The sequence below is a fragment of the Pseudomonas sp. Tun-23181 genome, from assembly GCF_057415455.1.
This window is the reverse complement of sequence record NZ_CM171630.1, coordinates 4,867,179-4,893,994: the sequence shown is the minus strand read 5'-3', so window position 1 is coordinate 4,893,994 and position 26,816 is coordinate 4,867,179. Positions and strand designations below refer to the sequence as shown.

16 protein-coding genes are annotated in these 26,816 nt (G+C 65.4%); 6 read left to right on the top strand and 10 right to left on the bottom strand.

The features are described from left to right. Positions 1-6: 6 nt before the first annotated feature. On the top strand, positions 7-4,545 hold the full coding sequence (locus ACDI39_RS23065) for a hemagglutinin repeat-containing protein (RefSeq protein WP_486537085.1): 4,539 nt from the start codon (positions 7-9) through the stop codon (positions 4,543-4,545). 171 nt (positions 4,546-4,716) lie between these two features. Next, positions 4,717-6,768, top strand: a complete 2,052-nt coding sequence (locus tag ACDI39_RS23060; protein ID WP_486537084.1) for a PhoX family protein — start codon at positions 4,717-4,719, stop codon at positions 6,766-6,768. A 98-nt stretch (positions 6,769-6,866) separates the two neighbouring features. Here the strand turns inward: ACDI39_RS23060 and ACDI39_RS23055 are convergent, their stop codons facing one another. After that, positions 6,867-7,178 (bottom strand): YqfO family protein, encoded by a 312-nt coding sequence (locus tag ACDI39_RS23055; RefSeq protein ID WP_253090612.1) that lies wholly within the window; start codon positions 7,176-7,178, stop codon positions 6,867-6,869. Positions 7,179-7,180: 2 nt separating this feature from the next. Then, positions 7,181-11,077, bottom strand: coding sequence for a phosphoribosylformylglycinamidine synthase (gene purL / locus ACDI39_RS23050; protein ID WP_225787258.1), 3,897 nt, complete (start codon positions 11,075-11,077; stop codon positions 7,181-7,183). A 487-nt stretch (positions 11,078-11,564) separates the two neighbouring features. Here purL and mltF point away from each other — a divergent pair, with 487 nt between their 5' ends. Continuing rightward, positions 11,565-13,022 (top strand): membrane-bound lytic murein transglycosylase MltF, encoded by a 1,458-nt coding sequence (gene mltF, locus ACDI39_RS23045; RefSeq protein ID WP_486537083.1) that lies wholly within the window; start codon positions 11,565-11,567, stop codon positions 13,020-13,022. Positions 13,023-13,155: 133 nt separating this feature from the next. Here mltF and tadA read toward each other — a convergent pair whose 3' ends face one another. Then, positions 13,156-13,635 (bottom strand): tRNA adenosine(34) deaminase TadA, encoded by a 480-nt coding sequence (tadA, locus tag ACDI39_RS23040; RefSeq protein ID WP_368816054.1) that lies wholly within the window; start codon positions 13,633-13,635, stop codon positions 13,156-13,158. Beyond that, complete coding sequence (locus ACDI39_RS23035; RefSeq protein WP_225787255.1) at positions 13,635-15,017, bottom strand: multicopper oxidase family protein; 1,383 nt, start codon at positions 15,015-15,017, stop codon at positions 13,635-13,637. Before ACDI39_RS23035 ends, tadA begins: the two co-directional genes overlap by 1 nt. Positions 15,018-15,221: 204 nt before the next feature. Here ACDI39_RS23035 and ACDI39_RS23030 point away from each other — a divergent pair, with 204 nt between their 5' ends. Continuing rightward, positions 15,222-17,897 (top strand): dermonecrotic toxin domain-containing protein, encoded by a 2,676-nt coding sequence (locus tag ACDI39_RS23030; protein ID WP_486537082.1) that lies wholly within the window; start codon positions 15,222-15,224, stop codon positions 17,895-17,897. Between the two features lie 253 nt (positions 17,898-18,150). Here the strand turns inward: ACDI39_RS23030 and ACDI39_RS23025 are convergent, their stop codons facing one another. From ACDI39_RS23025 to ACDI39_RS23000, 6 genes are all read right to left on the bottom strand, one after another. Then, complete coding sequence (locus ACDI39_RS23025; RefSeq protein ID WP_225787253.1) at positions 18,151-18,549, bottom strand: type II toxin-antitoxin system death-on-curing family toxin; 399 nt, start codon at positions 18,547-18,549, stop codon at positions 18,151-18,153. Beyond that, entirely contained in the window at positions 18,549-18,719 is a 171-nt protein-coding gene (locus tag ACDI39_RS23020) for an acetyltransferase (RefSeq protein WP_225787252.1), read from the bottom strand. Before ACDI39_RS23020 ends, ACDI39_RS23025 begins: the two co-directional genes overlap by 1 nt. Before the next feature lie 691 nt (positions 18,720-19,410). After that, complete coding sequence (guaA, locus tag ACDI39_RS23015; RefSeq protein ID WP_225787251.1) at positions 19,411-20,988, bottom strand: glutamine-hydrolyzing GMP synthase; 1,578 nt, start codon at positions 20,986-20,988, stop codon at positions 19,411-19,413. A gap of 125 nt (positions 20,989-21,113) precedes the next feature. Beyond that, complete coding sequence (gene guaB / locus ACDI39_RS23010) at positions 21,114-22,583, bottom strand: IMP dehydrogenase (RefSeq protein ID WP_225787250.1); 1,470 nt, start codon at positions 22,581-22,583, stop codon at positions 21,114-21,116. 128 nt (positions 22,584-22,711) lie between these two features. Continuing rightward, the gene (locus ACDI39_RS23005; protein ID WP_225787249.1) at positions 22,712-23,272 is read right to left on the bottom strand and encodes a sugar ABC transporter ATPase; all 561 of its coding nucleotides are present in this window, start codon (positions 23,270-23,272) and stop codon (positions 22,712-22,714) included. A gap of 50 nt (positions 23,273-23,322) precedes the next feature. Beyond that, positions 23,323-24,078, bottom strand: coding sequence for a sulfite exporter TauE/SafE family protein (locus tag ACDI39_RS23000; RefSeq protein WP_253081234.1), 756 nt, complete (start codon positions 24,076-24,078; stop codon positions 23,323-23,325). Positions 24,079-24,377: 299 nt separating this feature from the next. Between ACDI39_RS23000 and xseA the strand changes: the two genes are divergently transcribed. Next, a complete protein-coding gene (xseA, locus tag ACDI39_RS22995) occupies positions 24,378-25,757 on the top strand; it encodes an exodeoxyribonuclease VII large subunit (protein WP_253081235.1) in 1,380 nt (459 codons plus the stop codon). Positions 25,758-25,760: 3 nt separating this feature from the next. Then, a complete protein-coding gene (locus ACDI39_RS22990) occupies positions 25,761-26,588 on the top strand; it encodes a M23 family metallopeptidase (RefSeq protein ID WP_253090600.1) in 828 nt (275 codons plus the stop codon). Positions 26,589-26,816: the final 228 nt, after the last annotated feature.

Below are 26,816 nucleotides of genomic sequence, written 5' to 3'. Positions count from 1 at the left end.
GAAGACGTGAAGAAAGATCCCAAGCAACCGGCACCACGGCCCAATACCTTGCGCTGGGCCATCTCCCTTGCGCTGCTCACCTCCTCCACGGCCCTGGCCCAGGGAGGCCTGCAACCCGCCCCCGGCCCAGGCGGCACGCCCATCATCAACAATGGCCACGGCGTACCGGTGATCGACATCGTCGCCCCCAACACCCACGGCCTGTCGCACAACCAGTTCCTCGACTACAACGTCGGCAAGCCCGGCGTGGTCTTGAACAACGCCCTGCAAGCGGGCCAGTCGCAACTGGCCGGGGCCCTGGCCGCCAACCCGCAGTTCCAGGGCCAGGCCGCCTCGACCATCCTCAACGAGGTGATCAGCCGCAATGCCTCGCTGATCGAAGGCCCACAGGAAATCTTCGGCCGCCCGGCCGACTACATCCTGGCCAACCCCAACGGCATCACCCTCAACGGCGGTAGCTTCATCAACACCACCCGCGCCGGCTTCCTGGTCGGCACGCCAGTCGTCCAGGAGCAGCAGCTCAAGTACCTCGACACCCTGCAGGCAAGCGGCTCGCTGCAGGTGCTCGGTGGCGGCCAGAGCAACGCCGAAGGCGCCCTGGGGCTGATCGCGCCGCGCATCGACAGCCAGGGCCTGCTCAGCGCCAAGACGGACCTCGACCTGACCGTTGGCCGCAACCGCATCGACGCCGCCAGCGGGCACGTTTTGCGGCACCTGCCCGGCACCCCGTCGAGCATCGATGCCAAGCTGTTCGGCGCGATGCGTGCCGGGCGTATCCGGGTGCTGAGCACCGCCGAAGGCGCCGGCGTGCGCATGGGGCCGATAGAGGTGGCGGCACGCGACGGTATCAGCATCCGTTCGGCCGGTGATCTGCAGATCGACGCCAGCGCCACCCAGGGCGCACGCTTGCACAGCGAGCACGGCGCATTGTCCCTCAGCGCAGCGGATGACCTGCGCCTGCTGGCCGTCGACGGCAAGGCGCAACGGATCGAGGTGAAGGCCGGCAAGAAGCTGACGCTCGATGCCAGTACCCGGGAGAACATCGAACGCGACAATGAAAAATGGAACAAGAAAGCCTGGTTCATCACCACCGAGACCTACGACCGCGAACGCACCGTCACCACACGCACGCGGCACGGCACACACCTGCAGGCCGGCGACGACCTCACACTGCAATCCGGCAGCGACATGCGCCTGGTGGCGGCCACCGTGCAAGCCGGTGGCGACCTTGACGTGGCCAGTGGCGGCAAGCTCGACATCGAGGCCGGTATCGACAGCCGGCGGGAGCAGGAACAGGTACGCCATCGCAAGCACCTGTGGCGCGGCGACCGCGATACCGACGACTACAAGGAGACCGCCAAGGCCAGCGCCCTGGGTGGAGAGCGCGTGACGGTGAAGGCCGGCGATACGCTCAGGGTACGGGGCAGCCGCCTGGAAAGCCGGGGCGAGATGGAACTCTCGGCGCGGCAGGTGGAGGTGACGACTGCCGCCCTGCAGGAAAACGGCAAGCAACGCGATTACCGTGGCGACCTGGTGTCCGGCACCTTCTTCGGCGACCGCAACGGCAACGACCGCCAGGGCCAGGCCGTCGCCGGCAGCGTCGTTGCAGCGGTGGGCGACCTGCATGTCAGCGCCGACCAGGTCGTCATCAAGGGCAGCAGCGTGACCAGCCAGGGCGATGCCGTGCTCTACAGCGAGAAGGGCCTGCTGGCGATCGAGGCCGACCAGGGCAGTTCCACCTCCAAGGAGCAGCAGAGCGACAGCAAGCTGTTCGGGCTGATCGGCAGCAAGCGCGACCGCACCGTGCGCGAGGAACAGGTGCTGGTCAGCGACGTGACCGCCAAGAGCAACCTGCGCCTGGCCAGCGCCGCGCAAATGAAGCTTCGCGGCGCCAAGCTCGAAGCTGGCGGGCATCTGCAGCTCGAGGCCAAGGGCGACCTGTCGATCGACAGCGCACAATCGCGCCTGGATGCCGAGACCGTCAGCCAGCAACGAGGCTTCACCGCCAACGCCCGGCAGACCCAGGAAGCCCAGGACGGCAAGCCCGATTCGCGGCAGTTCGAAGCCACTGCCGGCTACCAGGTCGCCACGACCACCACCCGCGAAAGCGAAACCACCCAGGTCGCCAGTGAACTCAAGGGCGCCAGCGTGGCGTTGAACAGCGGCGAGCACCTGCAGGTCAACGGCTCCAAGGTCACGGCCAGCGCAGGCGACCTGAGCCTGCAGGGCAAGCAGGTCACCCTCGGGGCCACTCGCAACGAGCGCAACACCCAGACCGACACCCGCACCAGCGGCGCAGGCCTGACTGTCACCGGTGGCATCGACAGGCTCGGTAGCGCCTTCACCGGCGAGCATGTGCAAGACACCCAGCGAGAACGTGACAGCCAGGTGCAACGCAGCGAGCTGCAGGCCAGCGGCGATGTGAAGATCAACGCCACGAACCTTGTCACCGAAGCCGCGAAAGTCGATGCAGGCAAGCAACTGCTGGTGGAAGCCGAGCACATCGACAACCGCGCCGTGCAGGACATCCAGGAGCGCGAACACAATACCGAGCAATGGCGTGGCAGCCTCGGCGCCGACGTGGAATACCGCGACCTGACCCGCCCGATCGAACGCCTGGTACAAGGCCAGGAAGCCGCCCGCTTCCAGCAGGCGTCCCCCGAAGACGCCATGGCACCGCCCAGCGTGGGCGCGCAGATGACCGTCGACCACCTCAAGCGCCTGGAGAACCAGCGCCGGGGTCACGCCCAGGTCAGCGAACTGTCGGGCGCCACGGTCGCCGTCAAGGCCAACACCCTCGATGACCAGGGCACGGCCTGGCGCGCCAAGGGCGGCCAGCTCAAGATCGACGCCGACCGCCATCACGCCAGGGCGGCCGAGGATGTCGAGCAAAGCAGCGTGCAGCGCCTGGCCTACGGTGGCGAACTGCGCGTCGACACCAGCACCGGCCAGGACATCAACGTGCGCGCAGCCGGCAAGGGCGGCTCGCTGGACAAGCAGGCCAGCGCCAGCACCGCGCGTCCCGTCAGCCTCCAGGGGCATACCGGCGTCCAGATACAGCTCGGCAGCGATGGCCGCTACGAAGGCACCACCATCGATGGCGGCAACGGCGATGTATCGATCAATAGCGCCGGACGGCTGAGCCTGACCCAGGCCAACGATCGCAGCAGCGAACAATCGCGGCAACTCGATGGCAATGCCTGGGCCAAGGGCGGCAACCGGCCCACCAGCACCGGCCTGGACGCCCGTGGCTACCTCGACCACGCGCAGCGCCAGAGCCAGGACAGCAAGGCCAGGGTCGCGCAGATCGACGCCAAGGGCGATGTCGTCCTGAGCAGTGGCGGCGACATGCTGCTCGAAGGCACGCGCATCGGCAGCCGCGAACGCAAGGTCGACGACATCCGTCTCGACAGTGGGGGCGTGCTGCAGGTCAAGGCCGCCAGCGACACCCACCAGGCCAGTGGCAGCAAGCTGGGCGGCGGCCTGGAACTGTCCGCCAAGACCGGCAGCAGCAAGGGTGGCGGTATTGGCGGCCACTTCGAGCATGGCAAGCTGGACGAACGTGGCCGCCAGGCCGTCGATGCCCATTTCAATAGCGCAGGCGCCCTGCAAATGAACAGCCGCGCGCGGGAGGACATTGCCCTGCACCTGCAAGGCCTGCAGGCCTCCGCCGCGCAGATCGCCCTGAACGCGGCCAACGGCGGCATACGGATCGAGGCCTCCGGCAACCAGGAGTACCGCAACAACCTGGCGATCACCGCCGGGGCCGGGTTCAACACCTCCAAGGGCGAGACGCCGGACAAGGACGTGCGCGGGCTGCATGGCCGCGTACAGGTTGACCTGGACAAACGCGACAACCAGACCTGGAACGGCAACACGTGGCGGGCAGAGCGGATCAGCCTGCACAGCCGGGGCGACACGCGCATCGAAGGCGCCAGCCTGGAGGCCGGGCAGATCCAGGGCAATATCGGCGGCGATTTGCGGGTGGCCAGCCGCAAGGACCGCGTCGATAACCTGAGCCTCAAGGTCGATGCGCGCCTGAGCAAGGAGAAAAACCCCCAGGGCTACGTCAATGCGGCCAGCGCCGTGGCAGGGCCGGCGGGGGGCAAGGTCAGCGAGAAAGTCGGCCCGACGCTGAGCAAGGCCGAGCCTGGCCTGTCGCCGACCTTCAAGCTCGACCTGTCGCATGAGCAGCGTGACACCGTGGCCCACCAGGCGTCCCTCAGGGGCAGCGAGGGCATCGACCTCAAGGTGGGCGGCGACGCACACCTGGTCGGCGCCCGGTTGCAATCGGCCGGTGGCACTGTCGACCTGGCAGCGGCCTCCGTCAGCCGAGAGACCCTGACCGGTCGCGATTATCGACGGGATGTGTCGGTCGATGCGTCCAACTCACCGGTCGACCTGGGCACCGCCGTGGCCGAAGTGGTCAAGGACAAGGGGGCGGCCGACGGCGAGAATGCCCTGGACCTGGGGCTGTTGCGTACCAGCGGGCATGACCGCCGTGAGCAGTGGTCCTCGAGTGTTCAGGGCAAGGTCGAGCGTTGAGTCGATCTCCATGATTTGGGGGCGTGGGGCTGCAAGGCAGCCCCACGCCACTCGATGGACCGACATCGAGGACCGCCCCGCGCCGAAGCCTCCGTTAACATTTCTGCCAAAAAATCATCATATTGACGCACTAAAGTCGCGTCTTTCTTACTCACAACAAAAGGACACCCGATGAGTCGAGAAACCGGCGACAACCTTGACCGGAACCTGAGCGACAACCCACCGATGGCCAGCGTCATGGACGCCTACCTGAGCCGTCGCAGCGTGATGCGCGGCAGCCTTGGCGCGGCGATCGCCATGATCGCGGGAACCGGCCTGGCCGGCTGCCTCGACGGCATTGCCGCCGCCCGCCAAGATGCGCCCCGCCCGGCCAAGCCGCAGCCCTCGAAACTGAAGCTGGGCTTCGAGTCCATCGCCGGCTCGCGCACCGATGCCTGCGTCGTCGCTGCCGGCTACAGCGCCTATGTGCTGGCCCCCTGGGGCACGCCGCTGAACAGCAAAGCCAGCCCATGGAAGGCCGACGGCAGCAACACCGCCCTCGACCAGGCCAACGCCATGGGCATGCACCACGACGGCATGCACTTCTTCCCCATCGCTGGCAGCGCCGACGACGGCCTGCTGGCGATCAACTTCGAGTACATCGATCCCGCCGCCCTGCACCCGAACGGCCCGACCACCGACGCCAACGGCAAGCGCCCAGCCGAAGAAGTGCGCAAGGAAATCAATGCCCACGGCGTCGGCGTGGTGCGCCTGAGCAAGGTCGACGGCCGCTGGCAGGTGGTCGAGAACGACCCGCTCAACCGCCGCTTCACCACCGCCTCGCGGATGAACATCTCAGGCCCGCTGCGCGGCACCGACCACGTCAAGACCCGCTTCTCGCCCGACGGCAGCCAATGCCGCGGGACCAACAACAATTGCGGCAACGGCCATACCCCGTGGGGTACCTACCTGACCTGCGAGGAGAACTGGCCGGGCATCTTCGTCAACAAGGGCGCCCTCCCCGCCGACCAGTCGCGGATCGGCGTGGCGACCTCCAGCGGCCTGTACCAATGGGAAAGCGCTGCTGGCGACAGCAGCGAGGTCGACGGCGAATTCGCCCGCTTCGACGTCACCCCGACCGGCGCCAGCGCCACCGACGACTATCGCAACGAAGCCAGCACCTACGGCTACATCGTCGAGATCGACCCGTACGACAGCACCACCCTGGCGGTGAAACGTACCGCCCTGGGGCGCTTTCGCCACGAGGGCTGCTGCCCGGGCCTGGCGGTGGCCGGCAAGCCGCTGGTCTGGTACAGCGGCGACGACTCCAACAACGAGTACCTGTACAAGTTCGTCTCCGACGCCCTGTGGGACCCGGCCGACGCCAACCCGGCCGACCGCCTGGCCACCGGCGACAAGTACCTGGACCAAGGCACGCTCTACGTGGCCCGCTTCGATGCCGACGGCCGTGGCAGTTGGCTGCCCCTCGACGTCGAGACCGCCACCACCGACGGCAGCACCCTTGGCGCCCGGTTCGGCGACCTGCCGAGTATCCTCCTCAACACCCGGGGTGCGGCGGATGCCGTGGGCGCAACGCCCATGGACCGGCCGGAATGGACGGCGGTCAACCCGCTCAACGGTGACGTCTACCTGACCCTGACCAACAACAGCGCGCGCACCCCGGCAACGGTAAACGCCGCCAACCCACGCGGCCCGAGCCGTCACGGCCATATCATCCGCTGGCGCGACAGCGACGATCAGCGGGGTTTCACCTGGGATATCTTCGTGTTCGGCGCCAACGCCTCCGGTGCCGCCGAGATCAACCGCTCGGGCCTGACCGAACTGAACCAGTTCGCCAGCCCCGACGGCATGTGTTTCGATAGCCGCGGCGTGTTGTGGTTCGAGACCGACAACAGCGAGCCGAGCGTGGCTGACTACACCAACGACCAGTTGCTGGCAGTGATTCCGTCCGACCTGATGGATACCGATGGCAGGCAGATCCCGGTCAACGCCCGCAACCAGGTCGACCTGCGCCGCTTCTTCGTCGGCCCGAACGGCTGCGAGGTGACTGGCATCGCCTTCACGCCGGACAACAAGACGTTGTTCATCAACATCCAGCACCCGGGCAACTGGCCGTACAGCGACATTGCCACCGATGCCACCCCGGCGGGCACGACGGTGCGTCCACGGGCTTCGACCGTGGTGATCCAGCGTGACGATGGTGGGGAGATCGGGACGGCCTGATGGGCTGTCCTTTCAGGTTTCTGGGGCCGCTTCGCGCCCCCATGCCACCTAGCTAACAAACATTCGCGGGCTTGCCCCGCGAATGGCTCCAGCGCGGTCTAGAACTCGGCGAGCCGCCAGAGCTCATAGGCCGGCGTCTCGTACGGATGGCTCGCCTTGAGCGCAGCGACGACCTGGGCAACCAGGTCGTCAGCCACCACCAGCTCCACCTTCCACTCGTCCACCTGCTCGACCTGCCCTGCCTGCCCCAGGTACGGCTGGCTGCCGTCCAGAGGCCGGAACTGGCCCTGGCCCAGGGTCTGCCAGGCACAGTGGTCGTAGTCGCCGATGCGCCCGCCACCGGCGGCGAACACAGCGGCCTTGACCACGTCCACATGGCTCGGCGGCACGAAGAAGGCGAGCTTGTACACCGTCAGTTCACCCAGACCCGCGCATTGCGGAACATGCGCATCCAGGCGCCATCTTCCTGCCACTCGTCCGGACGCCAGGAGTTCTGCACGGCGCGGAACACCCGCTCAGGGTGCGGCATCATGATGGTCACGCGACCGTCACGGCTGGTGAGGCCGGTGATACCACGCGGCGAGCCGTTGGGGTTGGCCGGGTAGGCTTCGGTGACCTTGCCGTGGTTGTCGACGTAGCGCAGGGCCACGCAACCGGACAGGTCGGCTTCCAGCAGCGCTTCCTCGCTGGCGAACTCGGCATGGCCCTCGCCGTGGGCGATGGCGATCGGCATGCGCGAACCGGCCATGCCCTGCAGGAAGATCGAATTGGACTTCTGCACCTCGACCATGGCCACGCGCGCCTCGAACTGTTCCGAGCGGTTGCGCACGAAGTGCGGCCAGTACTCGGTGCCCGGAATCAGCTCGTGCAGGTTGGACATCATCTGGCAACCGTTGCACACGCCCAGGGCGAAGCTGTCGTTGCGCTCGAAGAACGCCTGGAAGGCATCGCGGGCACGGCGGTTGAACAGCGCCGACTTGGCCCAGCCCTCGCCGGCCCCCAGCACGTCGCCGTAGGAGAAACCACCGCAGGCCACCAGGCCCTTGAAGTCGGCGAAGTCGACCCGGCCGGCGAGGATATCGCTCATGTGCACGTCGATGGCGGCGAAGCCGGCGCGGTCGAAGGCTGCGGCCATCTCGACCTGGCCGTTGACGCCCTGCTCGCGCAGGATCGCCACTTGCGGGCGCACGCCCTTCTTGATGTACGGCGCGGCGATGTCGTCGTTGACGTCGAAGCCCAGCTTGACCGACAGGCCGGGATTCTCTTCTTCCAGCAGCACGTCGAATTCCTGGTCGGCGCACTCGGCGTTGTCGCGCAGGCGCTGGATCTGGTAACTGGTCTCGGCCCACTGGCGCTGCAGCAGACGGCGCTGGTCGTCGAACAGCACCTCGCCGCCCAGGCTGATGGACACCTCGCCGTTGTTGACCGGCTTGCCGATGACCGCGACGCAGTCTTCCAGGCCGGCGGCGCTGAACTGGGCCAGCACCTCGGGGGTGGCATCCTGGCGCACCTGGATGACCGCACCGAGTTCCTCGTTGAAGAGGATCGCCGGGACTTCGCCACGCTCGTCGGTCAGCGGGTCCAGGTGCAGGTCGAGGCCGCAATGACCAGCGAAGGCCATTTCCAGCACGCTGACCAGCAGGCCGCCGTCGGAGCGGTCATGGTAGGCCAGCAGGTGGCCGTCAGCGTTCAGGCCCTGGATCACCGCGAAGAAGGCCTTGAGGTCTTCGGCGTCGTCGACGTCCGGGGCCTGCTGGCCGAGCTTGCCATGCACCTGGGCGAGGATCGAGCCACCCATGCGGTTCTTGCCACGGCCCAGGTCGATCAGGATCAGGTCGGTCTCGCCCTTGTCCATACGCAGTTGCGGGGTCAGGGTGTCGCGGATGTCGACCACCGGGGCGAAGCCGCTGACGATCAGCGACATCGGCGCGGTGACGCTCTTCTCGACACCGTCCTCGCTCCAGCGGGTCTTCATCGACATGGAGTCCTTGCCGACCGGGATGGTCAGGCCCAGGGCCGGGCACAGCTCCATGCCCACGGCCTTGACGGTGTCGTACAGGCGGGCATCCTCGCCGGGGTGGCCGGCGGCGGACATCCAGTTGGCCGACAGCTTGATGTCGGAGAGTTGTTCGATGCGGGCACCGGCCAGGTTGGTCAGCACCTCGCCGATGGCCATGCGGCCCGACGCCGGGGCATCGAGCAGGGCCAGCGGGGTGCGCTCGCCCATGGCCATGGCTTCGCCGGTATAGACGTCGAAGCTGGTGGCGGTGACGGCGCAGTCGGCCACCGGTACCTGCCAGGGGCCGACCATCTGGTCGCGGGCCACCAGGCCGGTGATGGTACGGTCGCCGATGGTGATCAGGAAGCTCTTGCTGGCCACCGCCGGATGATGCAGGACGCGCTCGACGGCGTTGTCCAGGTCCAGCGCGCTCGGGTCGAAGTCATCGCCCAGCTCCGCCTCGCGGGTGACCGAACGGTGCATGCGCGGCGGCTTGCCCAGCAGCACGTCCAGCGGCATGTCCACCGGGGTGTTGCCGAAGTGGCTGTCGGTGACGGTCAGGTGCAGTTCCTCGGTGGCCTCGCCGACCACGGCGAACGGGCAGCGCTCGCGCTCGCAGATGGCCTTGAAGCGCTCGAAGTCGGCGGCGCTGACCGCCAGCACGTAGCGCTCCTGGGACTCGTTGCTCCAGATCTCGTGCGGCGCCATGCCCGGCTCGTCGTTGGGCACGTTGCGCAGCTCGAAGCGGCCACCGCGGCCACCGTCGTTGACCAGCTCGGGGAAGGCGTTGGAAATACCGCCCGCGCCGACGTCGTGGATGAAGGCGATCGGGTTCTGCTCGCCCAGTTGCCAGCAACGGTCGATGACCTCCTGGCAGCGGCGTTCCATTTCCGGGTTCTCGCGCTGCACCGAGGCGAAGTCCAGGTCGGCGGAGCTGGCACCGGTATCGACCGAGGACGCCGCGCCGCCGCCCAGGCCGATCAGCATGGCCGGGCCGCCGAGCACGATCAGCTTGGCACCGACGGTGATCTCGCCCTTCTGCACGTGCTCCTCGCGGATGTTGCCCATGCCACCGGCGAGCATGATCGGCTTGTGGTAGCCACGGACCTCTTCACCACGCGGGGTGTCGATGGCCTGCTCGAAGGTACGGAAGTAGCCGGTCAGCGCCGGACGACCGAATTCGTTGTTGAACGCGGCACCGCCCAGGGGGCCTTCGACCATGATGTCGAGGGCGTCGACGATGCGGCCCGGCTTGCCGTAGTCCTGCTCCCAGGGCTGCTCGAAGCCGGGGATGCGCAGGTTGGACACGGTGAAGCCGGTCAGCCCGGCCTTGGGCTTGGCGCCACGGCCGGTGGCGCCTTCGTCGCGGATCTCGCCGCCGGAGCCGGTGGAGGCGCCGGAGAACGGGGCGATGGCGGTCGGGTGGTTGTGGGTCTCGACCTTCATCAGGATGTGCACCGGCTCCTGCACCGCGCCGTACTGACGGGTCTCAGGGTTCGGGAAGAAGCGCCCGGCGACGTGGCCGACGATCACCGAGGCGTTGTCCTTGTACGCCGACAGCACACCTTCGCTGTGCATCTGGTAGGTGTTCTTGATCATGCCGAACAGGCTCTTTTCCTGAGCCTCGCCGTCGATGTCCCAACTGGCGTTGAAGATCTTGTGGCGGCAGTGTTCGGAGTTGGCCTGGGCGAACATCATCAGCTCGATGTCGTTCGGGTTGCGCGCCAGGCCCTGGAAGGCGTTGACCAGGTAGTCGATCTCGTCTTCGGCCAGGGCCAGGCCCAGGTCGATGTTGGCCTGGGCCAGCGCGGCACGGCCGCCACCGAGGATGTCCACGGAGGTCATCGGCCGAGGCTGGGCGTGGCTGAACAGGTCGGCGGCTTCTTCGAGCTTGCCCAGCACGCGCTGGGTCATGCGGTCGTGCAGCTCGGCGGCGATGAGCCCGGCGTCGGCCTCGGACAGCTCGCCGGCGACGTAGTAGGCGATGCCGCGCTCCAGGCGCTGGATGGCCTGCAGGCCGCAGTTGTGGGCGATGTCGCTGGCCTTGCTGGCCCAGGGCGAGATGGTGCCCAGGCGCGGCACCACCAGGAACAGGCGGCCACTGGGCTCCTGCACCGGTACGCTCGGACCGTACTTGAGCAGACGGCCCAGCACCTGCTGCTGGTCGGCGGTCAGCTCGCCGCTGACGTCGGCGAAGTGGGCGAATTCGGCATACAGGCCGGTAACAGCGGGGACTTTCTGGCTCAGTTGCTCGAGTAGCTTACCGTGGCGAAAGGCAGAAAGGGCAGGAGCGCCGCGCAGGATCAACATCGTCGGGACAGCCTCAGGAAGGGGTGTGCTTAGAGGCCGTGCATTCTAGCCTAAATCCGCGGCTTTCGGCACCCGCCAGAGGGCAATGCTGCCGGGCGGCGGAACCGGACTTCGGGGTCAGGAAAGCGGCACGAAAAGCAGCTTCAAGCGGCAAGCTACAAGCCGCAAGAAAAAGTGGGGCAGTGCACGGCTAATGCTGTTCACTTAAGCCTGATGTGACATCGATTGGGGCTGCCTTGCAGCCCTTCGCGGGCAAGCCCGCTCCCACAGGATCGTGCATTTGCAGCGTACTTGTGGGAGCGGGCTTGCCCGCGAAGGGCCGCAAGGCGGCCCCAATTGATTAAAGTGAACAGCATTAGGCAGTGCACGGCCTGCTTTCCCCTGCAGCTCGCCGCTGGGAGATAAGTAGCTTGAAGCTTGCCGCTAGCAAACCTATGGCCCGTTGTCGAGATATGGCGCGACCGGTCCTTTGCGTATACTGCAAGCTATGTTCGCCCACACTGCTTTGCGCCAGCGCTGCGCCAGATGGCTCTTCGCAACCGGACTCTTCCTGATGCTCGGTGCCTGTGTTGAAAAACCCAGCACCCTCGAGCGCGTCAAGGAGGACGGTGTGCTGCGCGTGATCACCCGCAACAGCCCGGCTACCTACTTCCAGGACCGCAATGGCGAGACCGGCTTCGAGTACGAGCTGGTCAAGCGGTTCGCCGACGATCTCGGCGTGGAACTGGAGATCGAGACCGCCGACAACCTCGACGAGCTGTTCGACCAACTGGGCAAGCCCTCCGGCCCGGTGCTGGCCGCCGCCGGCTTGGTCAGCAGCGAGCGACGCAGCACCCAGGCGAAATTTTCCCACCCTTACCTCGAGGTGACCCCACAGGTCATCTACCGCAACGGCCGCTCCCGGCCCACCAGCGTGAAAGGCCTGATCGGCAAGAAGATCCTGGTGCTCAAGGGCAGCAGCCATGCCGAGCAACTGGCCGAACTGAAAAAGCAGAATCCCACGTTGGAATACGAAGAATCCGACGCAGTGGAAGTGGTCGACCTGCTGCGCATGGTCGACGAGGGCCAGATCGACCTGACCCTGGTGGACTCCAACGAACTGGCCATGAACCAGGTGTACTTCCCCAACGTGCGCGTGGCCTTCGACCTGGGCGACACCCGCGATCAGCGCTGGGCAGTGGCCGCCGGCGAAGACAACAGCCTGCTCAACGAGATCAACGCCTTTCTCGACAAGGCCCAGAAGAACGGCACGCTGCAACGCCTGAAGGAGCGCTACTACGGCCATGTCGATGTGCTCGGCTACGTCGGTGCCTACACGTTCGCCCAACACCTGCAGCAGCGCCTGCCCAAGTACGAGAAGTACTTCAAGGCCAGTGCCAAGGTCGAGCAGGTCGACTGGCGCCTGCTGGCGGCGATCGGCTACCAGGAGTCCCTGTGGCAGCCGGAGGTCACCTCCAAGACCGGCGTGCGCGGCCTGATGATGCTCACCCAGCGCACCGCCCAGGCCATGGGCGTGTCCAACCGCCTGGACCCGAAGCAGAGCATCCAGGGCGGCGCCAAGTACTTCATGGTCGTCAAGGCCCAGCTCGACGACAGCATCAAGGAGCCGGACCGCACCTGGTTCGCCCTGGCCGCCTACAACGTCGGCAGCGGCCACCTGGAAGACGCGCGCACCCTGGCCAGGCGCGAGGGGCTGAACCCGAACAAGTGGCTGGACGTGAAGAAGATGCTGCCGCGCCTGTCGCAGAAGCATTGGTACAGCAAGACCCGCTACGGCTATGCCCGCGGTGGGGAGCCGGTGCACTTCGTGGCCAACATCCGCCGTTACTACGACATCCTCACCTGGGTGACCCAGCCGCAACTCGAAGGCCAGGTGGCCGAGGGCAGCCTGCATGTTCCGGGGGTCAACAAGGACAAGCCGGCTGAACAGTCGCCGCCGATGTGATGCCGTGCGACCGGTGGTGGTCCCATCGCTGGCAAGCCAGCTCCCACGGGGTTCGAGTCGATCACGAATGATGCGGTTTGCAGGGCCATGCGTGGCTTGCCGGCGATGGGCTGCAAAGCAGCCCCAGGCCGGCTCAGGCCTTCGTCCTGCGTGCCTTGAAGAACTCGCTCAGTATCTGCCCGCACTCCTCGGCCAGCACCCCGCCTTCATAGATCACCCGATGGTTGAGAAACCCCTGGGTGAAGAACTGCCCCTGGCTCTGCACGACCCCCGCCTTCGGCTCCAGTGCCCCATACACCACCCGCGCCACCCGTGAGTGCACGATCAGGCCGGCGCACATGCTACACGGCTCCAGGGTCACGTACAGGGTGCTGCCGGGCAGGCGGTAGTTGCTCGCCGCCCTGGCCGCCGCGCGAATGGCGACCATCTCGGCATGGGCGCTGGGGTCGCTGTCGGCGATCGGCCGATTGAAGCCCTGCCCGATGACTTGCCCGTGCTGCACCAGCACCGCGCCCACCGGCACTTCGCCCATGGCCGCCCCTTCGGCGGCCAAGGCCAGGGCCAGACGCATGAATTCCTGGTCGCGGCTGCGATCGATGATCTGCGGGCGCATCAGACCACCGCGATCGCGGCCATCAGGCCGGTTTCCATGTGGTCGATGACGTGGCAGTGGAACATCCAGGTCCCTGGGTTATCCGCCACCAGTGCCACCTGGGCACGCTCGTTCTTGCCCAGCAGGTAGGTGTCGGTGAACCAGGGCTCGACGATCTTGTGGCGATTGGAGGCGATCACCTTGAAACTCATGCCGTGCAGATGGATAGGGTGCTGGTACTGGGTCATGTTCTTCAGTTCGAAGATATAGCTCTTGCCCTTCTGCAGGGTAGCGATCGGTCGATCGGCACAGGTCTTGTCGGTGATGTCCCAAGCCTGGCCGTTGATCTGCCACAAGCTTGGAGGCTTGCCGTCCTCGGTGCCGACCGACACCTTGCCGGCCCACTCGAAGTTGAAGTTGAGCTTCTCGGCGTTCGCCAGGTCCGGCTCAGCGACCGGATTGGGCGGCAGGGGCTTGGGCCAGTCGCCGGGAGCTTCGTCGCTGACCACCGAGCGCAGGGTGCCCAGGCGCACGAAACCATCGCGCAGGGAGATCTGCTCGCCGGCCTGGGGAATGCGGATGGCCAGGCAGATGCGCATGCCCGGGCCGAGCCAGTAGTCCTTGCCCAGGGGCCGTGGCGTGACGGGGTTGCCATCCAGGGCATAGATCATCGCCTCGCAGTTGCCCTTGAGGTTGATGCGGTAGGTCCAGGTGTTGTCCAGGTTGAGCAGGCGCACCCGCACCACCTGGCCGGCCGGCAGCTCGGTGACCGCCCCGGCCTGGCCGTTGATGGTGATCAGGCGCCCGGCGGTGCCGTTGCGCGCCGCCTCGCGGGCAACGCTGAACGGCATCCAGGCGCCCTGCTCGTCCACGTGCCAGGTCTTCAGGCTCAGGGTGCGTTCATGACGAAACCCCGTGGGCTCGCGCTCCTCGACGATCAGCGGGCCGACCAGGCCGCGGCCCAGTTCCTCGGAGCTGCTGACGTGGGGGTGGTACCAATAGCTGCCAGCGTCCGGGACGCGGAACTTGTAGTCGAAGAACTCGCCCGGCTTGACCGGCAATTGCGACACGTAGGGCACGCCGTCCATTTCCAGCGGCAGGCGGATGCCATGCCAGTGAATGGTCGTCTCGACCGGCAGGTGATTGATGAAGCGTACCCGCAGCCAAGTGCCCTGGCGTACCCGCAGCTCGGTGCCCGGGGCCGATGGGCCGAAGGCCCAGGCCTCGGTCTTGAAGCCGGGCACCAACTCGACGTCCAGGGGTGCGGCGATCAATTCGTAGTCGTGCCCGGCGTTCTCGTCCTCCACCTTGCCCAGCCAGTAGCGGGCGGCGCCCCCGGCGCCCAGGCCAACCACCACCAGGCCGGTCAGGCCCTTGAGCATTTGTCGACGGGTGAAGGACATCGGTGCAGGTACCTCGTTTTTCGCGATCAATCTGCCAGCAGAGCTGGCAAGGAAGGGCGAATACGATACACCTGCAGTTGAGAAAGATTAAGTGAAGACTTGTACCTCGGGCCGGACGCGATGTCGCATCCAGCATTAAGTACCACCCCCACCACGACCGTTCCAACCATCTTGTGCGCCCCTTGAACCACCGCGAGTACGCTCATGATCTTTACCGAACGGCAGAAGCAGGATCACCAAACCCTGAACCTGATGGCGACCCAGGTAAGCACCTCTTGCCCCGACCTGCGCCAGATGGCCCGGGATATCGCCAAAGCGCTCCTGACCCAACATGGTTTCACGGCACTGGATCCCGACCGGGTGTACTTCCATCGCTTCCATACCGCCTCCAGCAGCCCCCGCACATTCAATGGCTGGCAGCATCATGAAAAGCCCTACCAATCGCTGACCCTGCCACAGCTGGTGATGCATCGCTTCGACGCGGCCGAGCAGGACAATGCCGACCTGCTCGGCAACTACACAGGTTTCTACACCTCAGGCCCAGGGGCCCAAGCCTACGATGAACGCAACGAAGTCCCCCTGGCCCCCAAGGCCGTACTCGAGGCGTTCTGGAAGATCGATTTCAGCAGTGCCTTCCATCAACGCCTCGATGCCTTCTGGGCACAGCATGCCGATGACTACCGAACCCTGGCCAAATCCATGTTCCTGAGCAAGGTCCTGGAAGCCTGCGCACATGACGCCCACAGTAGCCTGGCCAAGAGAGCACGCCAGATCACCGAGGCCTTGACGGGCGTGCGGACCTGGCCTGCCTCCCTACAGGAGTTGCGCCAGCAGGTCGTGCCCTCGACAGAGGTACGCCTGTGCACCTTCGACATAGGCGGACACGTCGCCAGCGATATCCTCAGGGTGGTGATGAGTGATGGCTGCCAGTTGCTCTACCTGCCAGGTGAAGACGAGGCGCTGCAACTGTTCGCCAGTGACCGGGAGCTTCATGCGTGGGTCCTGGCCAATACCCGGGAAACGCAAGGCAAGGTCCGCTTCATGGGCCACTTCCCGCTGGCGAGCCAAAAGGAGAATGCCCCCAACGTGGGGCTCGGTCACCTGCTGGATGTCATGAGGTGCCAGTGGGACGCCGCACATCCCGATGGCCTGAACACGCGGGACACGACGCTGCACGTGGATGCTTTCAGCCACCTGCGCGATGCCGCTCGCCAGCGCATGCTCGAAGATGCTCACTTCGCCTTGCGCTCCAACGCAGACCTGCGCAAACAGCTGTGGATCGGTTACCTAGGGGCCTTCTCCAAGGTCTTCGGCCCCATGGCCGCCCTGGACTGGCCAGTGGCGCTGGCCGCCGTCGGCGCAGGCCTGGCCGAGACAGGCCTGGATATCGACCAGGCGATCAACGGCCACACCACCGCCGAGCGTCAGGCGGGCGTCACGGGGGCCATACTCGCCGGCATCAATACCTTGTTCAACGCCACTTTCCTGGTTGCCGCCGGTGTGAACGCCACGGGCGAGCTGGCCCCCATCGAGGAAGCCGGCGAACAGGTCACGCTCCCCGAGGAAAACCAGCCCCCGGGCGAAGAACTCGATCCCGCCACCCCGGACGAGATCCAGGCCTGGGTTCCGGAAGATTTCAGGCCGAGCGATCTCGCACAGCGGATGCAGACGCTAGAAAGCAACGATATCCTGCGCAATGCCCCGGCAAACGCACCGTTCAAGGGCATCCTGGTACAGGACGGCAAGCAGTACGCGATGGTTGGCGACCTCGTCTACCAGGTACGTTTCGTCGGAGAACTGGATACCTGGGTCATCATCGATCCAGAAAACCCCTACGCGTTCTCAGGCAGCATCCCCATTGCCCCGGATACCGAAGGCCGCTGGCAACCTATCGACAGCATAGGGCTCAAGGGCGGCGGAATACCGAGGTTCCTGCTCAAGGCATGGGGCCGGTTACGGCCAAGGCCTGCCCTGCCACCCCTGGCCCCCACCCCCTACGACGTAGCGGAAATCGAGCGTCCGGCCTTGGCGCCTGCGACCAGAGGCGGCCTGAGGCTCGCCCTGGAAGACCCCGACAGCGGCCATCCCTATTCGGTCTATAGGCAACTGCGCGACCGCTTGGCCGCTGACGCACAGGGCTTCTTTTCTTCGTTTCACGCCCCTACCCGCCCAACGATTCCCGAGCTACCCAGTACAGCCACAAACAAGGAGATCATCCGCACGCTTTACCAGGAAAGCGACGGTCTGGTGATCGGCGAGTCACATACCCAACGCGGCGCCAAGCAGTTCTTGATCAAGAACATGCGGCAACTCAAGAAACAGGGGGTGGATGTACTCTACATGGAGCACTTCACGACCGATTTCCACCAGGTCGATCTCGACCTGTTCAACCGAACCGGGATGTTGTCGGCCGAACTCAAGGCCTATGTGGAGGATTTCGACGCCCAAGCCACCCTCGCCGAATCGACGCCCCACACCATGAAGAACGTGCTGTACGAGGCCCACCGGCAGAACGTACGCGTACAAGCCATCGACTGCCTTGCCTCGTACGTCCAAGCCTGGGACGTGCAGCCCTCTTCGACCATTCGCCAGGAAATGATGAACTACTTCGCCCATGTGGTCATCGAGGCCGACCAGACGCGACGCGGGACCGGAAAATGGATCACCCTCGCGGGCAACTCCCATGCCAATACCTTCATGGGCACTCCCGGCCTGAGCGAGCTGGAGGGGGTTATCGGCTTGCGGGTCGAAGACGTCGAGATCGACCAGGCAGGCGGCATTGGCAACGATCCCGGCTTCTGGGAGGAGGTGGAGGGGGAGCCGTTATTCGTCAAGAACGACCTGCTCCTGCAAGTTCCTCTCCTTCGCCCCTGGATGTAGGTACGACGGCCCTGCCCCTGAGCGCCATGGCGACAACTCGCGTCAGAGTGCCGCCATGGCACTCCAGCGAATCGTACGCCCTGAAACCCAAAAGCCCGCAATCATGCGGGCTTCTTGGATGTTTCTCACCAGTGGGGACCGGTCAACGCCGATTCCACTTCATTATCAATAGAATAAAAAAACCATATAAGCGGCTATTGCCCATCGTGACTACAACGAATCAAGACAGTGAATCTGAAAGGACTTCCTAGCACTACGCCTGATTTTGAGAAGCTATGAAAGAGGAGTAGAGAATATCGGCGAAATCATGCTCGTTGATATCGCCAGTAACCAAATCCCTAACGGCATCCGCTAGCAGATCATTGTCTAAGGTTATTTCATAATCATTGAGCGAAAGGTACTCCAAGCCGACTGCAAGCCCGGTGCGCTTGTTAGCATCAGGGAGTGCGTGGCCTCGCGCGATACTGGCTGTGTATTTAGCGGCAATTTCAAACACATCGTCGAGGCCATCATAGGCGACCGCATTGTCGATTCGGGCCAGCGCGCCCTGCAAGATCGGAATGCTCACCGCCCCCTTCATGCCGGGCTCGGTAGTCAAGATTTGAGTATTTATCTCAATGACACGTTCAAATGGAAAGAAGATCAATTCCATTACATGTCAGCCAGCTTCTGAAAGGTTTTCCTGTGAGTTCTGAGAGCGAGCTTGGTTTCTGAATAAACGATCTGCTTCCCCAAGTCGCCGCCCAAATCCAGCTTCTTGGTGGCTTTAATTTTAGGCCTTTCTACTATGGATACGCCATAGGTGTTCAGCTTGTGGTTCATGGCTTGGGTACCCCAAACGGCTTGATCAATTTCTACTCGCAAGGTAGCACACGAGGAGGCAAGACGCACCGAGCCGTCGACTTAAGGTACAGAGGAGGTTGTCCGGCATTTTTTTGGCCTGTCGGCGACCGCTCCTGACCGATCGAGGCAAAAAGGGGACTGATTTATTTTCCACTTGTTCATCAGCCTGCTGGGCGTCGTGCTGGTGCACACGACGCGTTGGCGTGAGGAACGCGCCGCCATGGGCCTATGGCCTGCCGCTGCCGGGCATGCCGGCGGTGGCGACGCTGTGGCAGAAGCATGTGCATTCCGAGGCAGCGCTAAGGATGCTGCCCACCCTGTGGTTGCAGTGCGTGGTAGCGACAGGTGCATTCGCCTGACTGGCGAGCTTGGAGGGCAGCTTGATGCAGTGGCAAGCACCGGATTCACGCTGAGCGTGCTGTGGACGGCTGCGCTGTCCACCCTTGGCGGCTCTATGGGCTTGGGCCATGTTTGATGAGCCGCTGTCGTGATGGATGTTGGTGGGCACTGGGGTGTCGGGGTTGAGGGTCTGCTTGGTGGCGCGGCGGAGCGGGTGCGGAGTTGAAGCCAAGGGTGTGATACCCCACCTCAAAAACGCCGAAAGCCCGCAGTTACGCGGGCTTCCGGGGTGTTTTTTTACCGTTTGATCCGGTCTATGCCGGACGCGGGATCATTCCCACTCGATGGTGGCAGGCGGCTTGCTCGACACATCGTAGGTGACGCGGGAAATGCCTTCGATTTCGTTGATGATACGGCCGCTGACGGTCTCCAGCAGCTCATAGGGCAGGTGCGCCCAGCGAGCGGTCATGAAGTCCACGGTCTCGACGGCGCGCAGGGCGACGACCCAGGCGTAGCGGCGGCCATCACCGACCACACCGACCGACTTCACCGGCTGGAACACCACGAACGCCTGGCTGGTCTTGTGGTACCAGTCGGCCTTGCGCAGTTCTTCGATGAAGATGTGGTCGGCGCGACGCAGCAGGTCGGCGTATTCCTTCTTCACTTCACCGAGGATACGCACGCCCAGGCCCGGGCCCGGGAACGGGTGGCGGTAGACCATGTCGTACGGCAGGCCCAGCTCCAGGCCGATCTTGCGCACTTCGTCCTTGAACAGCTCGCGCAGCGGCTCGACCAGCTTGAGGTTCATCTCCTCCGGCAGGCCACCGACGTTGTGGTGCGACTTGATCACGTGGGCCTTGCCGCTCTTGGCGCCGGCCGACTCGATCACGTCGGGGTAGATGGTGCCCTGGGCGAGGAACTGGATGTTCTCCAGCTTGCTGGCCTCGGCATCGAACACGTCGATGAAGGTGCGGCCGATGATCTTGCGCTTCTTCTCCGGGTCGCTCTCGCCCGCCAGGTTGGCCAGGAACTGGGCCTCGGCGTCGGCACGGATCACCTTGACGCCCATGTTCTCCTTGAACATGGCCATCACCTGGTCACCTTCGTGCAGGCGCAGCAGGCCGTTGTCGACGAACACGCAGGTCAGCTGGTCACCGATGGCGCGGTGCAGCAGCGCGGCGACCACGGAGGAGTCGACGCCGCCGGACAGGCCCAGCAGCACGTTGGCCGAACCGACCTGCTCGCGGACCTGGGCGATAGCGTCCTCGACGATGTTCGACGGGGTCCACAGGGCTTCGCAGCCGCAGATGTCCTGGACGAAACGCGACAGGATGCGCCCGCCTTGCTTGGTGTGGGTCACTTCCGGGTGGAACTGCACGCCGTAGTAGCCACGGGCATCGTCGAACATGCCGGCGATCGGGCAGCTCGGGGTGCTGGCCAGGATGTGGAAGTCTTCCGGCATCTGGGTGACCTTGTCACCGTGGCTCATCCACACGTCCAGGCCGAACACGCCGTCATCGTCGACATGGTCTTCGATGCCATCGAGCAGGCGGCTCTTGCCGACCACGTCGACGCGGGCATAACCGAACTCGCGCAGGTCGGAACCTTCGACCTTGCCACCCATCTGTTCGGCCATGGTCTGCATGCCGTAGCAGATGCCCAGCAGCGGGACGCCCAGGTCGAACACCGCCTGCGGTGCGCGTGGGCTGTCGGCTTCGTGGACCGACTCGGGGCCGCCGGCGAGGATGATGCCGCGTGGGTTGAATGCGCGGATCGCTTCATCGTCCATGTCGAACGGATGCAGTTCGCAGTAGACCCCGATCTCGCGCACACGGCGGGCGATCAGCTGGGTGTACTGGGAACCGAAATCGAGGATCAGGATACGGTGAGCGTGAATGTCGAGGGCCATGACTCAATCTCTGATACAGCTGCGAGCGTCTAGCCGCAAGCTGCAAGTTGATCGGGGGAAAACGCGGTAGCGGCTGCAGCGCAACTACCGCTTGTAGCTTGGAGCGCGTAACGGTGACTGGGATATCAACCGACGCGATAGTTCGGCGCTTCCTTGGTGATCTGCACGTCATGCACGTGGGACTCGGCCATGCCGGCACCGGTGATGCGCACGAACTCCGGCTTGGTGCGCATCTCGTCGATGGTCGCGCTGCCGGTGTAGCCCATGGAGGAACGCAGGCCGCCCATCAGCTGGTGGATGATCGCTGCCAGGGCGCCTTTGTAGGGCACACGGCCTTCGATACCTTCCGGCACCAGCTTCTCGGCACCGGCCGAGGAGTCCTGGAAGTAGCGGTCCGAGGAGCCCTGGGCCTGCGCCATGGCGCCCAGCGAGCCCATGCCGCGGTAGGCCTTGTAGGAACGGCCCTGGAACAGCTCGACCTCGCCCGGGGCCTCTTCGGTACCGGCGAACATCGAACCCATCATGACGCAGGAGGCGCCGGCGACGATGGCCTTGGACAGGTCGCCGGAGAAGCGGATGCCACCGTCGGCGATCAGCGGGACGCCAGTCCCTTCCAGGGCGGCGGCGACGTTGGCAATGGCGCTGATCTGCGGCACGCCGACACCGGCGACGATACGGGTGGTGCAGATCGAGCCCGGGCCGATACCGACCTTGACCGCGTCGGCACCGGCTTCGGCCAGGGCCTTGGCAGCGGCGCCGGTGGCGATGTTGCCGCCGATCACCTGCACCTGCGGGTAGGTTTCCTTGACCCAGCGCACGCGGTCGATCACGCCCTTGGAGTGACCGTGGGCGGTGTCGACCACCACCACGTCGACGCCCGCGGCGACCAGGGCGGCAACGCGCTCGCCGGTGTCCTTGCCGGTACCGACGGCGGCGCCGACGCGCAGGCGGCCCTGGTCGTCCTTGCTGGCCAGCGGGTAGGCCTTGGCCTTCTCGATGTCCTTGACGGTCATCATGCCCTTGAGGTTGAACTTGTCGTCGACGATCAGGACTTTTTCCAGGCGGTGCTTGTGCAGCAGCTCGCGGACTTCGTTCTTGTCGGCGCCCTCGCGCACGGTGACCAGGCGCTCTTTCGGGGTCATCACCTCGCGCACCTTGGCTTCCAGGCGGCTTTCGAAGCGCACGTCACGGGAGGTGACGATACCGACCAGGTCGCCGTTCTCCAGCACCGGCACGCCGGAGATGTTGTTCAGGCGGGTCAGCTCGAACAGGTCGCGCACGGTGGCGTCGGCGTCGATGGTGATCGGGTCCTTGACCACGCCGGCCTCGAACTTCTTGACCTTGCGGACCTCGGCGGCCTGCTGCTCGATGGTCATGTTCTTGTGGATGATGCCGATGCCGCCTTCCTGGGCCATGGCGATGGCCAGGCGCGCTTCGGTCACGGTATCCATGGCGGCGGAGACCAGGGGAATGTTCAGCTCGATGCCACGGGTCAAACGGGTCTTGAGACTGACTTCATTGGGCAGTACCTCGGAATAGCCAGGTACAAGGAGGATATCGTCGAAGGTCAGGGCTTCTTGGCTGATACGCAGCATCGCGGGGGCTCCCGGGCGGGAAAAATGGAAGCGCGCCATTATACTCATCCACGCTGCCGCGCTCAATGCAAAATAAGGGCCTCTTGTCAGCTGCGAGCATCGGGACCGAGCCGCTCGCAGCGCGTGGCTCAGCGCTTGTCGCCCAGCTTCACCTGCACCACCGCCACCGGCTGGTCCAACCAGTCGGCGAAGGTATCGAGGAAGGCCTGGGTGAAGCCGGCCTCGCCCCAGTTGTTGAAGATGAACCCCAGGTTGGAGAAGGCGCACGGCTGCAAGTAGAGGAAGCCGTTGATGTCGTCCTCGAAGCCGCACAGCGGGCAGGTGAAGTTGTCGCTCACCCCGGGCATCCACTCCTCCAGGCTCTCGAACAGCGGTTCGCCCACCTCACGCCGACATTCGGGGCAGCCGGCTTCCTCGAGAAAGCCCTCGGTAGGGGTATAGATACAGCGCTTGAGCACCACCTCCAGGCCGTTGACCGGCTCGCCGAAGGGCAGCATCTGCGGGTGCAGCGCCACCTTGCGCGCGCCCTCGGCCAGGGCATGGCCCATGCGGTTGCCGGTGCGCCCGCAGGTGCTCAGGTGCTCCTCGACGATCTTCTCGCGCACCAGCCAGCGCAGGATCGCCCGGGCGCGGGCTTCGTGCACCGGCACGGTGGACAGTTTGGGGACGATGATGCTCTGGGTGTTCATGAACGAAACGGGCCTGCGGACTGCGGTAATGGCGCAATTCTACCGCCTGCTCACGTGCCCAGATAGCGACCGATCAGCGCCACGCCGCTGGCCAGCACCAGCCAGGTGACCAACCGGACGAAGGCCTCGCGCGACAGCCTCATGGTCAGCCGCCGCCCAATCCACAGCCCGGCGAACATGACCGGCAACAGGCAACCGGCGAGCAACAGCAGGCCCGTGTCGGCATACACCCCGGCGATCAGGAACAGCGACAGGCGCACGACCGTGCTGCAACTGATCAGTGCGCTCTGGGTCGCCCGTGCCTGCTCTTTCGAGTCCAGCCGGCCACTGAGGTAGATGGCATAGAGAAAACCGCCGCTGCCGAACAAGGCACCGAACAACCCGCCCACCGTGCCCATCGGCACGGCCCAGAAACCGGACAGGTTCGCCGGCCGCACCTTCACCGCCAGGCCGTAGAGCGCGTAGGCGGTGACGAACAGCCCCATCAGCAAGAGCAGCAGGTCGGACTTGAGCCGCAGCAGGAACACCACGCCCAGCGCGCAGCCCAGGGCCATGCACGGCAGCAGGCGCAGCAACTCGCCGCGCACCACATCCCGACGGGATGGCAGCAGGTTGCCGAACGCGGCGACGAAGTCCAGCAGCACCAGCAACGGAATGACCCGTGACAGCGGCATGAAGTGGATCAGCACTGGGCCTGCGACCAGCGCGGTGCCGAAGCCGGCGATACCGAAGACGACATAGGCCACGGCCACGCCGAGCAGGATCGGCAGCCAGTCGAGGCCGGTGAAAGGCAGTTGGGCGAGCATCGAGGCGATTCCTGGGAAGACAGCGCAAGGTTAGCCATCGACGTGCCGTGCTGGCCAGGCTGTCTGTTCGTTCTGCTCTATCTCGGCAGCGCTGCACGGCTGGAGGGCCCATTGGCGGGCAAGCCCGCCCCCACGGGGAGCAGTGGTGCTCACACATTCAGGTGCCATGTCCAGGACATTGTGGGAACCGGCTTGCCGACGATGGGGCGCGAAGCGGCCCCGAATGACAGCAGATGACTGGCACGCGGACCTGCCAGCAACCGATGCACAACCCCGCCGCGTCCTTTATGATGCCTGCCATGATCAAAGACCCTTTCGAACGACTCGGCCTGGACCGCGAGGTTCTCACCGTCAGCCAGCTCAACGGCCGCGCTCGCGTGCTGCTCGAGGACGTGTTCCGCAGCGTCTGGGTGGAAGGCGAGATTTCCAACCTCGCCCGCCCGGCCTCCGGCCATGTCTACTTCACCCTCAAGGACAGCGGCGCCCAGGTGCGCTGCGCGCTGTTCCGGCAGAATGCCGCCCGCGTGCGCCAGGCCCTGCGCGACGGCCTGGCGGTGCGGGTGCGCGGCAAGGTCTCGCTGTTCGAGGGGCGTGGCGACTACCAGTTGATCCTCGACAGCGTGGAGCCGGCCGGCGATGGCGCCTTGCGCCTGGCCTTCGAGGCACTGAAGGAGAAGCTCGGCGCCGAAGGCCTGTTCAGCGCCGAACGCAAGCGCCCCTTGCCGGCCCACCCGCAGCGCATCGGCATCGTCACCTCGCCTACTGGCGCAGTGATCCGCGACATCATCAGCGTCTTTCGCCGCCGCGCGCCCCAGGTCGAATTGAACCTGATCCCCACCGCGGTGCAGGGCCGCGAGGCCATCGGCCAGATCGTCCGCGCCTTGCAGCTCGCCGACAGCCGTGGCTTCGACGCACTGATCCTGGCCCGTGGTGGCGGCTCGCTGGAAGACCTCTGGTGCTTCAACGAGGAAGCCGTGGCCCGCGCCGTGGCGGCTTGCGTGACGCCCATCGTCAGCGCCGTGGGGCATGAGACCGACGTGTCGATCAGCGACTTCGTCGCCGACGTCCGGGCCCCGACCCCATCCGCCGCCGCCGAGTTGCTCGCCCCCGACAGCAGCGGCCTGCAGCAACGTCTCGAGAGCCTGCAACGGCGCCTGCTGCTGCGCATGCGTAACCGCCTGGCCCACGACCACCTGCGCCTGGAAAGCCTGGCCCGGCGCCTGCGTCACCCAGGCGAGCGCCTGCGCCAGCAGGCCCAGCGCCTGGACGACCTGGACATGCGCCTGCGCCGCGCCTTCATGCTCGGCATGAACCAGCGCCACGAACGCCTGGCGCGGCTCGACACACGCCTGTCCGCCCAGCACCCGGGGCGCACGCTGAAGCTGCTCGGCCAACGCCTGGACAGCCTTGCCGAGCGCTTGCCGCGAGCCATGCGCGAGGTGCTCAAGGACCGTCGCCAGCGCTTCCAGGCCCAGTTGCAGACCCTGCAGGTGGTCAGCCCGCTGGCGACCCTGGCGCGCGGCTACAGCATCCTGCTCGACGAGCGCGGCCAGGCCATTCGCAGCGCCGCCCAGACCCACAACGGCCAACGCCTGACCGCACGCCTGAACGAAGGCGAACTCAAGGTGCGGGTCGAGGACAATCACCAGACCCCGGTCACCCTTTCGCTACTGGACTGACACATGCCCCGCTTGTTCGCGCCCCTGCTCGCCCTGACCCTCCTGCTGCTCGGCACCAGTGCCCAGGCCAGCTACATCACCCGCCAGTTGAACAAGCCGGTCCCTGGCGGCGTCGCGGTGGTCGACCTCGGCCCGGCAGTCAGCGCGCCGAGCGCACGCTTCGACGGCAAGCCGGTGCTGGTGGTCAAGGAGCAGGACACCTGGCTGGCCATCGTCGGCATCCCCCTGACCCAGCAGCCCGGCACCGCCGTGCTCACCCAGGGCGGTCGCACCCTGCCCTTCACCGTCGTCGGCAAGAAGTACCCCGAGCAGCGCATCACCTTGAAGAACAAGCGCCAGGTCAACCCCAACCCCGAGGACCTCAAGCGCATCGACCGCGAACTGGCCGAACAGCTCAAGGCCTACCGCAGCTTCAGCCCCAACCTGCCGAGCAACCTGATCCTCGACAAGCCGGTCAACGGCCCGCTGTCGAGCCGCTTCGGCGTACGCCGCTTCTTCAATGGCGAGGAACGCAACCCGCACGCCGGGCTGGACTTCGCCGTGCCCGCCGGCACGCCGATCAAGACCCCGGCCAACGGCAAGGTGATCCTGGTGGGCGACTACTTCTTCAATGGCCGCACGGTGTTCGTCGACCATGGCCAGGGCTTCATCAGTATGTTCTGCCATATGTCCAGGATCGACGTGAAACCCGGCCAGGCGCTGCGCCGTGGCGAAGTGGTCGGCCGTGTGGGCGCCACCGGTCGGGCGACCGGGCCGCACATGCACTGGAATATCAGCCTGAACGATGCACGGGTGGACCCGGCGATCTTCATCGGGGCGTTCCAGCCCTGAGATCGGCGACATTGGGCCGCTTGCGCCCCTTGAAAAGACCGCGCAACCAACACGGTCTTTTTGCACCCAGCAAGCGATAAAATATCGAAAACCTACTTTTTTTGAGCATTTCTATCAATTTTTCTCGAAGGCTTGCCATCCTTCACCCCACTGGTTAGGGTTGAAGACATGAAAACGTCCACGACCCTCATTCTGCTCCGCCAACACCGCAGCCTCTGCCTGGTCAGT

What these genes read in the sequence shown, in the direction of transcription:
- ACDI39_RS23060 (WP_486537084.1), top strand. Translation starts at nt 4,717, where the DNA reads ATGAGTCGAGAAACCGGCGACAACCTTGACCGGAACCTGAGCGACAAC.
- purL (WP_225787258.1), bottom strand. Translation starts at nt 11,077, where the DNA reads ATGTTGATCCTGCGCGGCGCTCCTGCCCTTTCTGCCTTTCGCCACGGT.
- mltF (WP_486537083.1), top strand. Translation starts at nt 11,565, where the DNA reads ATGTTCGCCCACACTGCTTTGCGCCAGCGCTGCGCCAGATGGCTCTTC.
- tadA (WP_368816054.1), bottom strand. Translation starts at nt 13,635, where the DNA reads ATGCGCCCGCAGATCATCGATCGCAGCCGCGACCAGGAATTCATGCGT.
- ACDI39_RS23035 (WP_225787255.1), bottom strand. Translation starts at nt 15,017, where the DNA reads ATGTCCTTCACCCGTCGACAAATGCTCAAGGGCCTGACCGGCCTGGTG.
- ACDI39_RS23030 (WP_486537082.1), top strand. Translation starts at nt 15,222, where the DNA reads ATGATCTTTACCGAACGGCAGAAGCAGGATCACCAAACCCTGAACCTG.
- ACDI39_RS23025 (WP_225787253.1), bottom strand. Translation starts at nt 18,549, where the DNA reads ATGGAATTGATCTTCTTTCCATTTGAACGTGTCATTGAGATAAATACT.
- ACDI39_RS23020 (WP_225787252.1), bottom strand. Translation starts at nt 18,719, where the DNA reads ATGAACCACAAGCTGAACACCTATGGCGTATCCATAGTAGAAAGGCCT.
- guaA (WP_225787251.1), bottom strand. Translation starts at nt 20,988, where the DNA reads ATGGCCCTCGACATTCACGCTCACCGTATCCTGATCCTCGATTTCGGT.
- guaB (WP_225787250.1), bottom strand. Translation starts at nt 22,583, where the DNA reads ATGCTGCGTATCAGCCAAGAAGCCCTGACCTTCGACGATATCCTCCTT.
- ACDI39_RS23005 (WP_225787249.1), bottom strand. Translation starts at nt 23,272, where the DNA reads ATGAACACCCAGAGCATCATCGTCCCCAAACTGTCCACCGTGCCGGTG.
- ACDI39_RS23000 (WP_253081234.1), bottom strand. Translation starts at nt 24,078, where the DNA reads ATGCTCGCCCAACTGCCTTTCACCGGCCTCGACTGGCTGCCGATCCTG.
- xseA (WP_253081235.1), top strand. Translation starts at nt 24,378, where the DNA reads ATGATCAAAGACCCTTTCGAACGACTCGGCCTGGACCGCGAGGTTCTC.
- ACDI39_RS22990 (WP_253090600.1), top strand. Translation starts at nt 25,761, where the DNA reads ATGCCCCGCTTGTTCGCGCCCCTGCTCGCCCTGACCCTCCTGCTGCTC.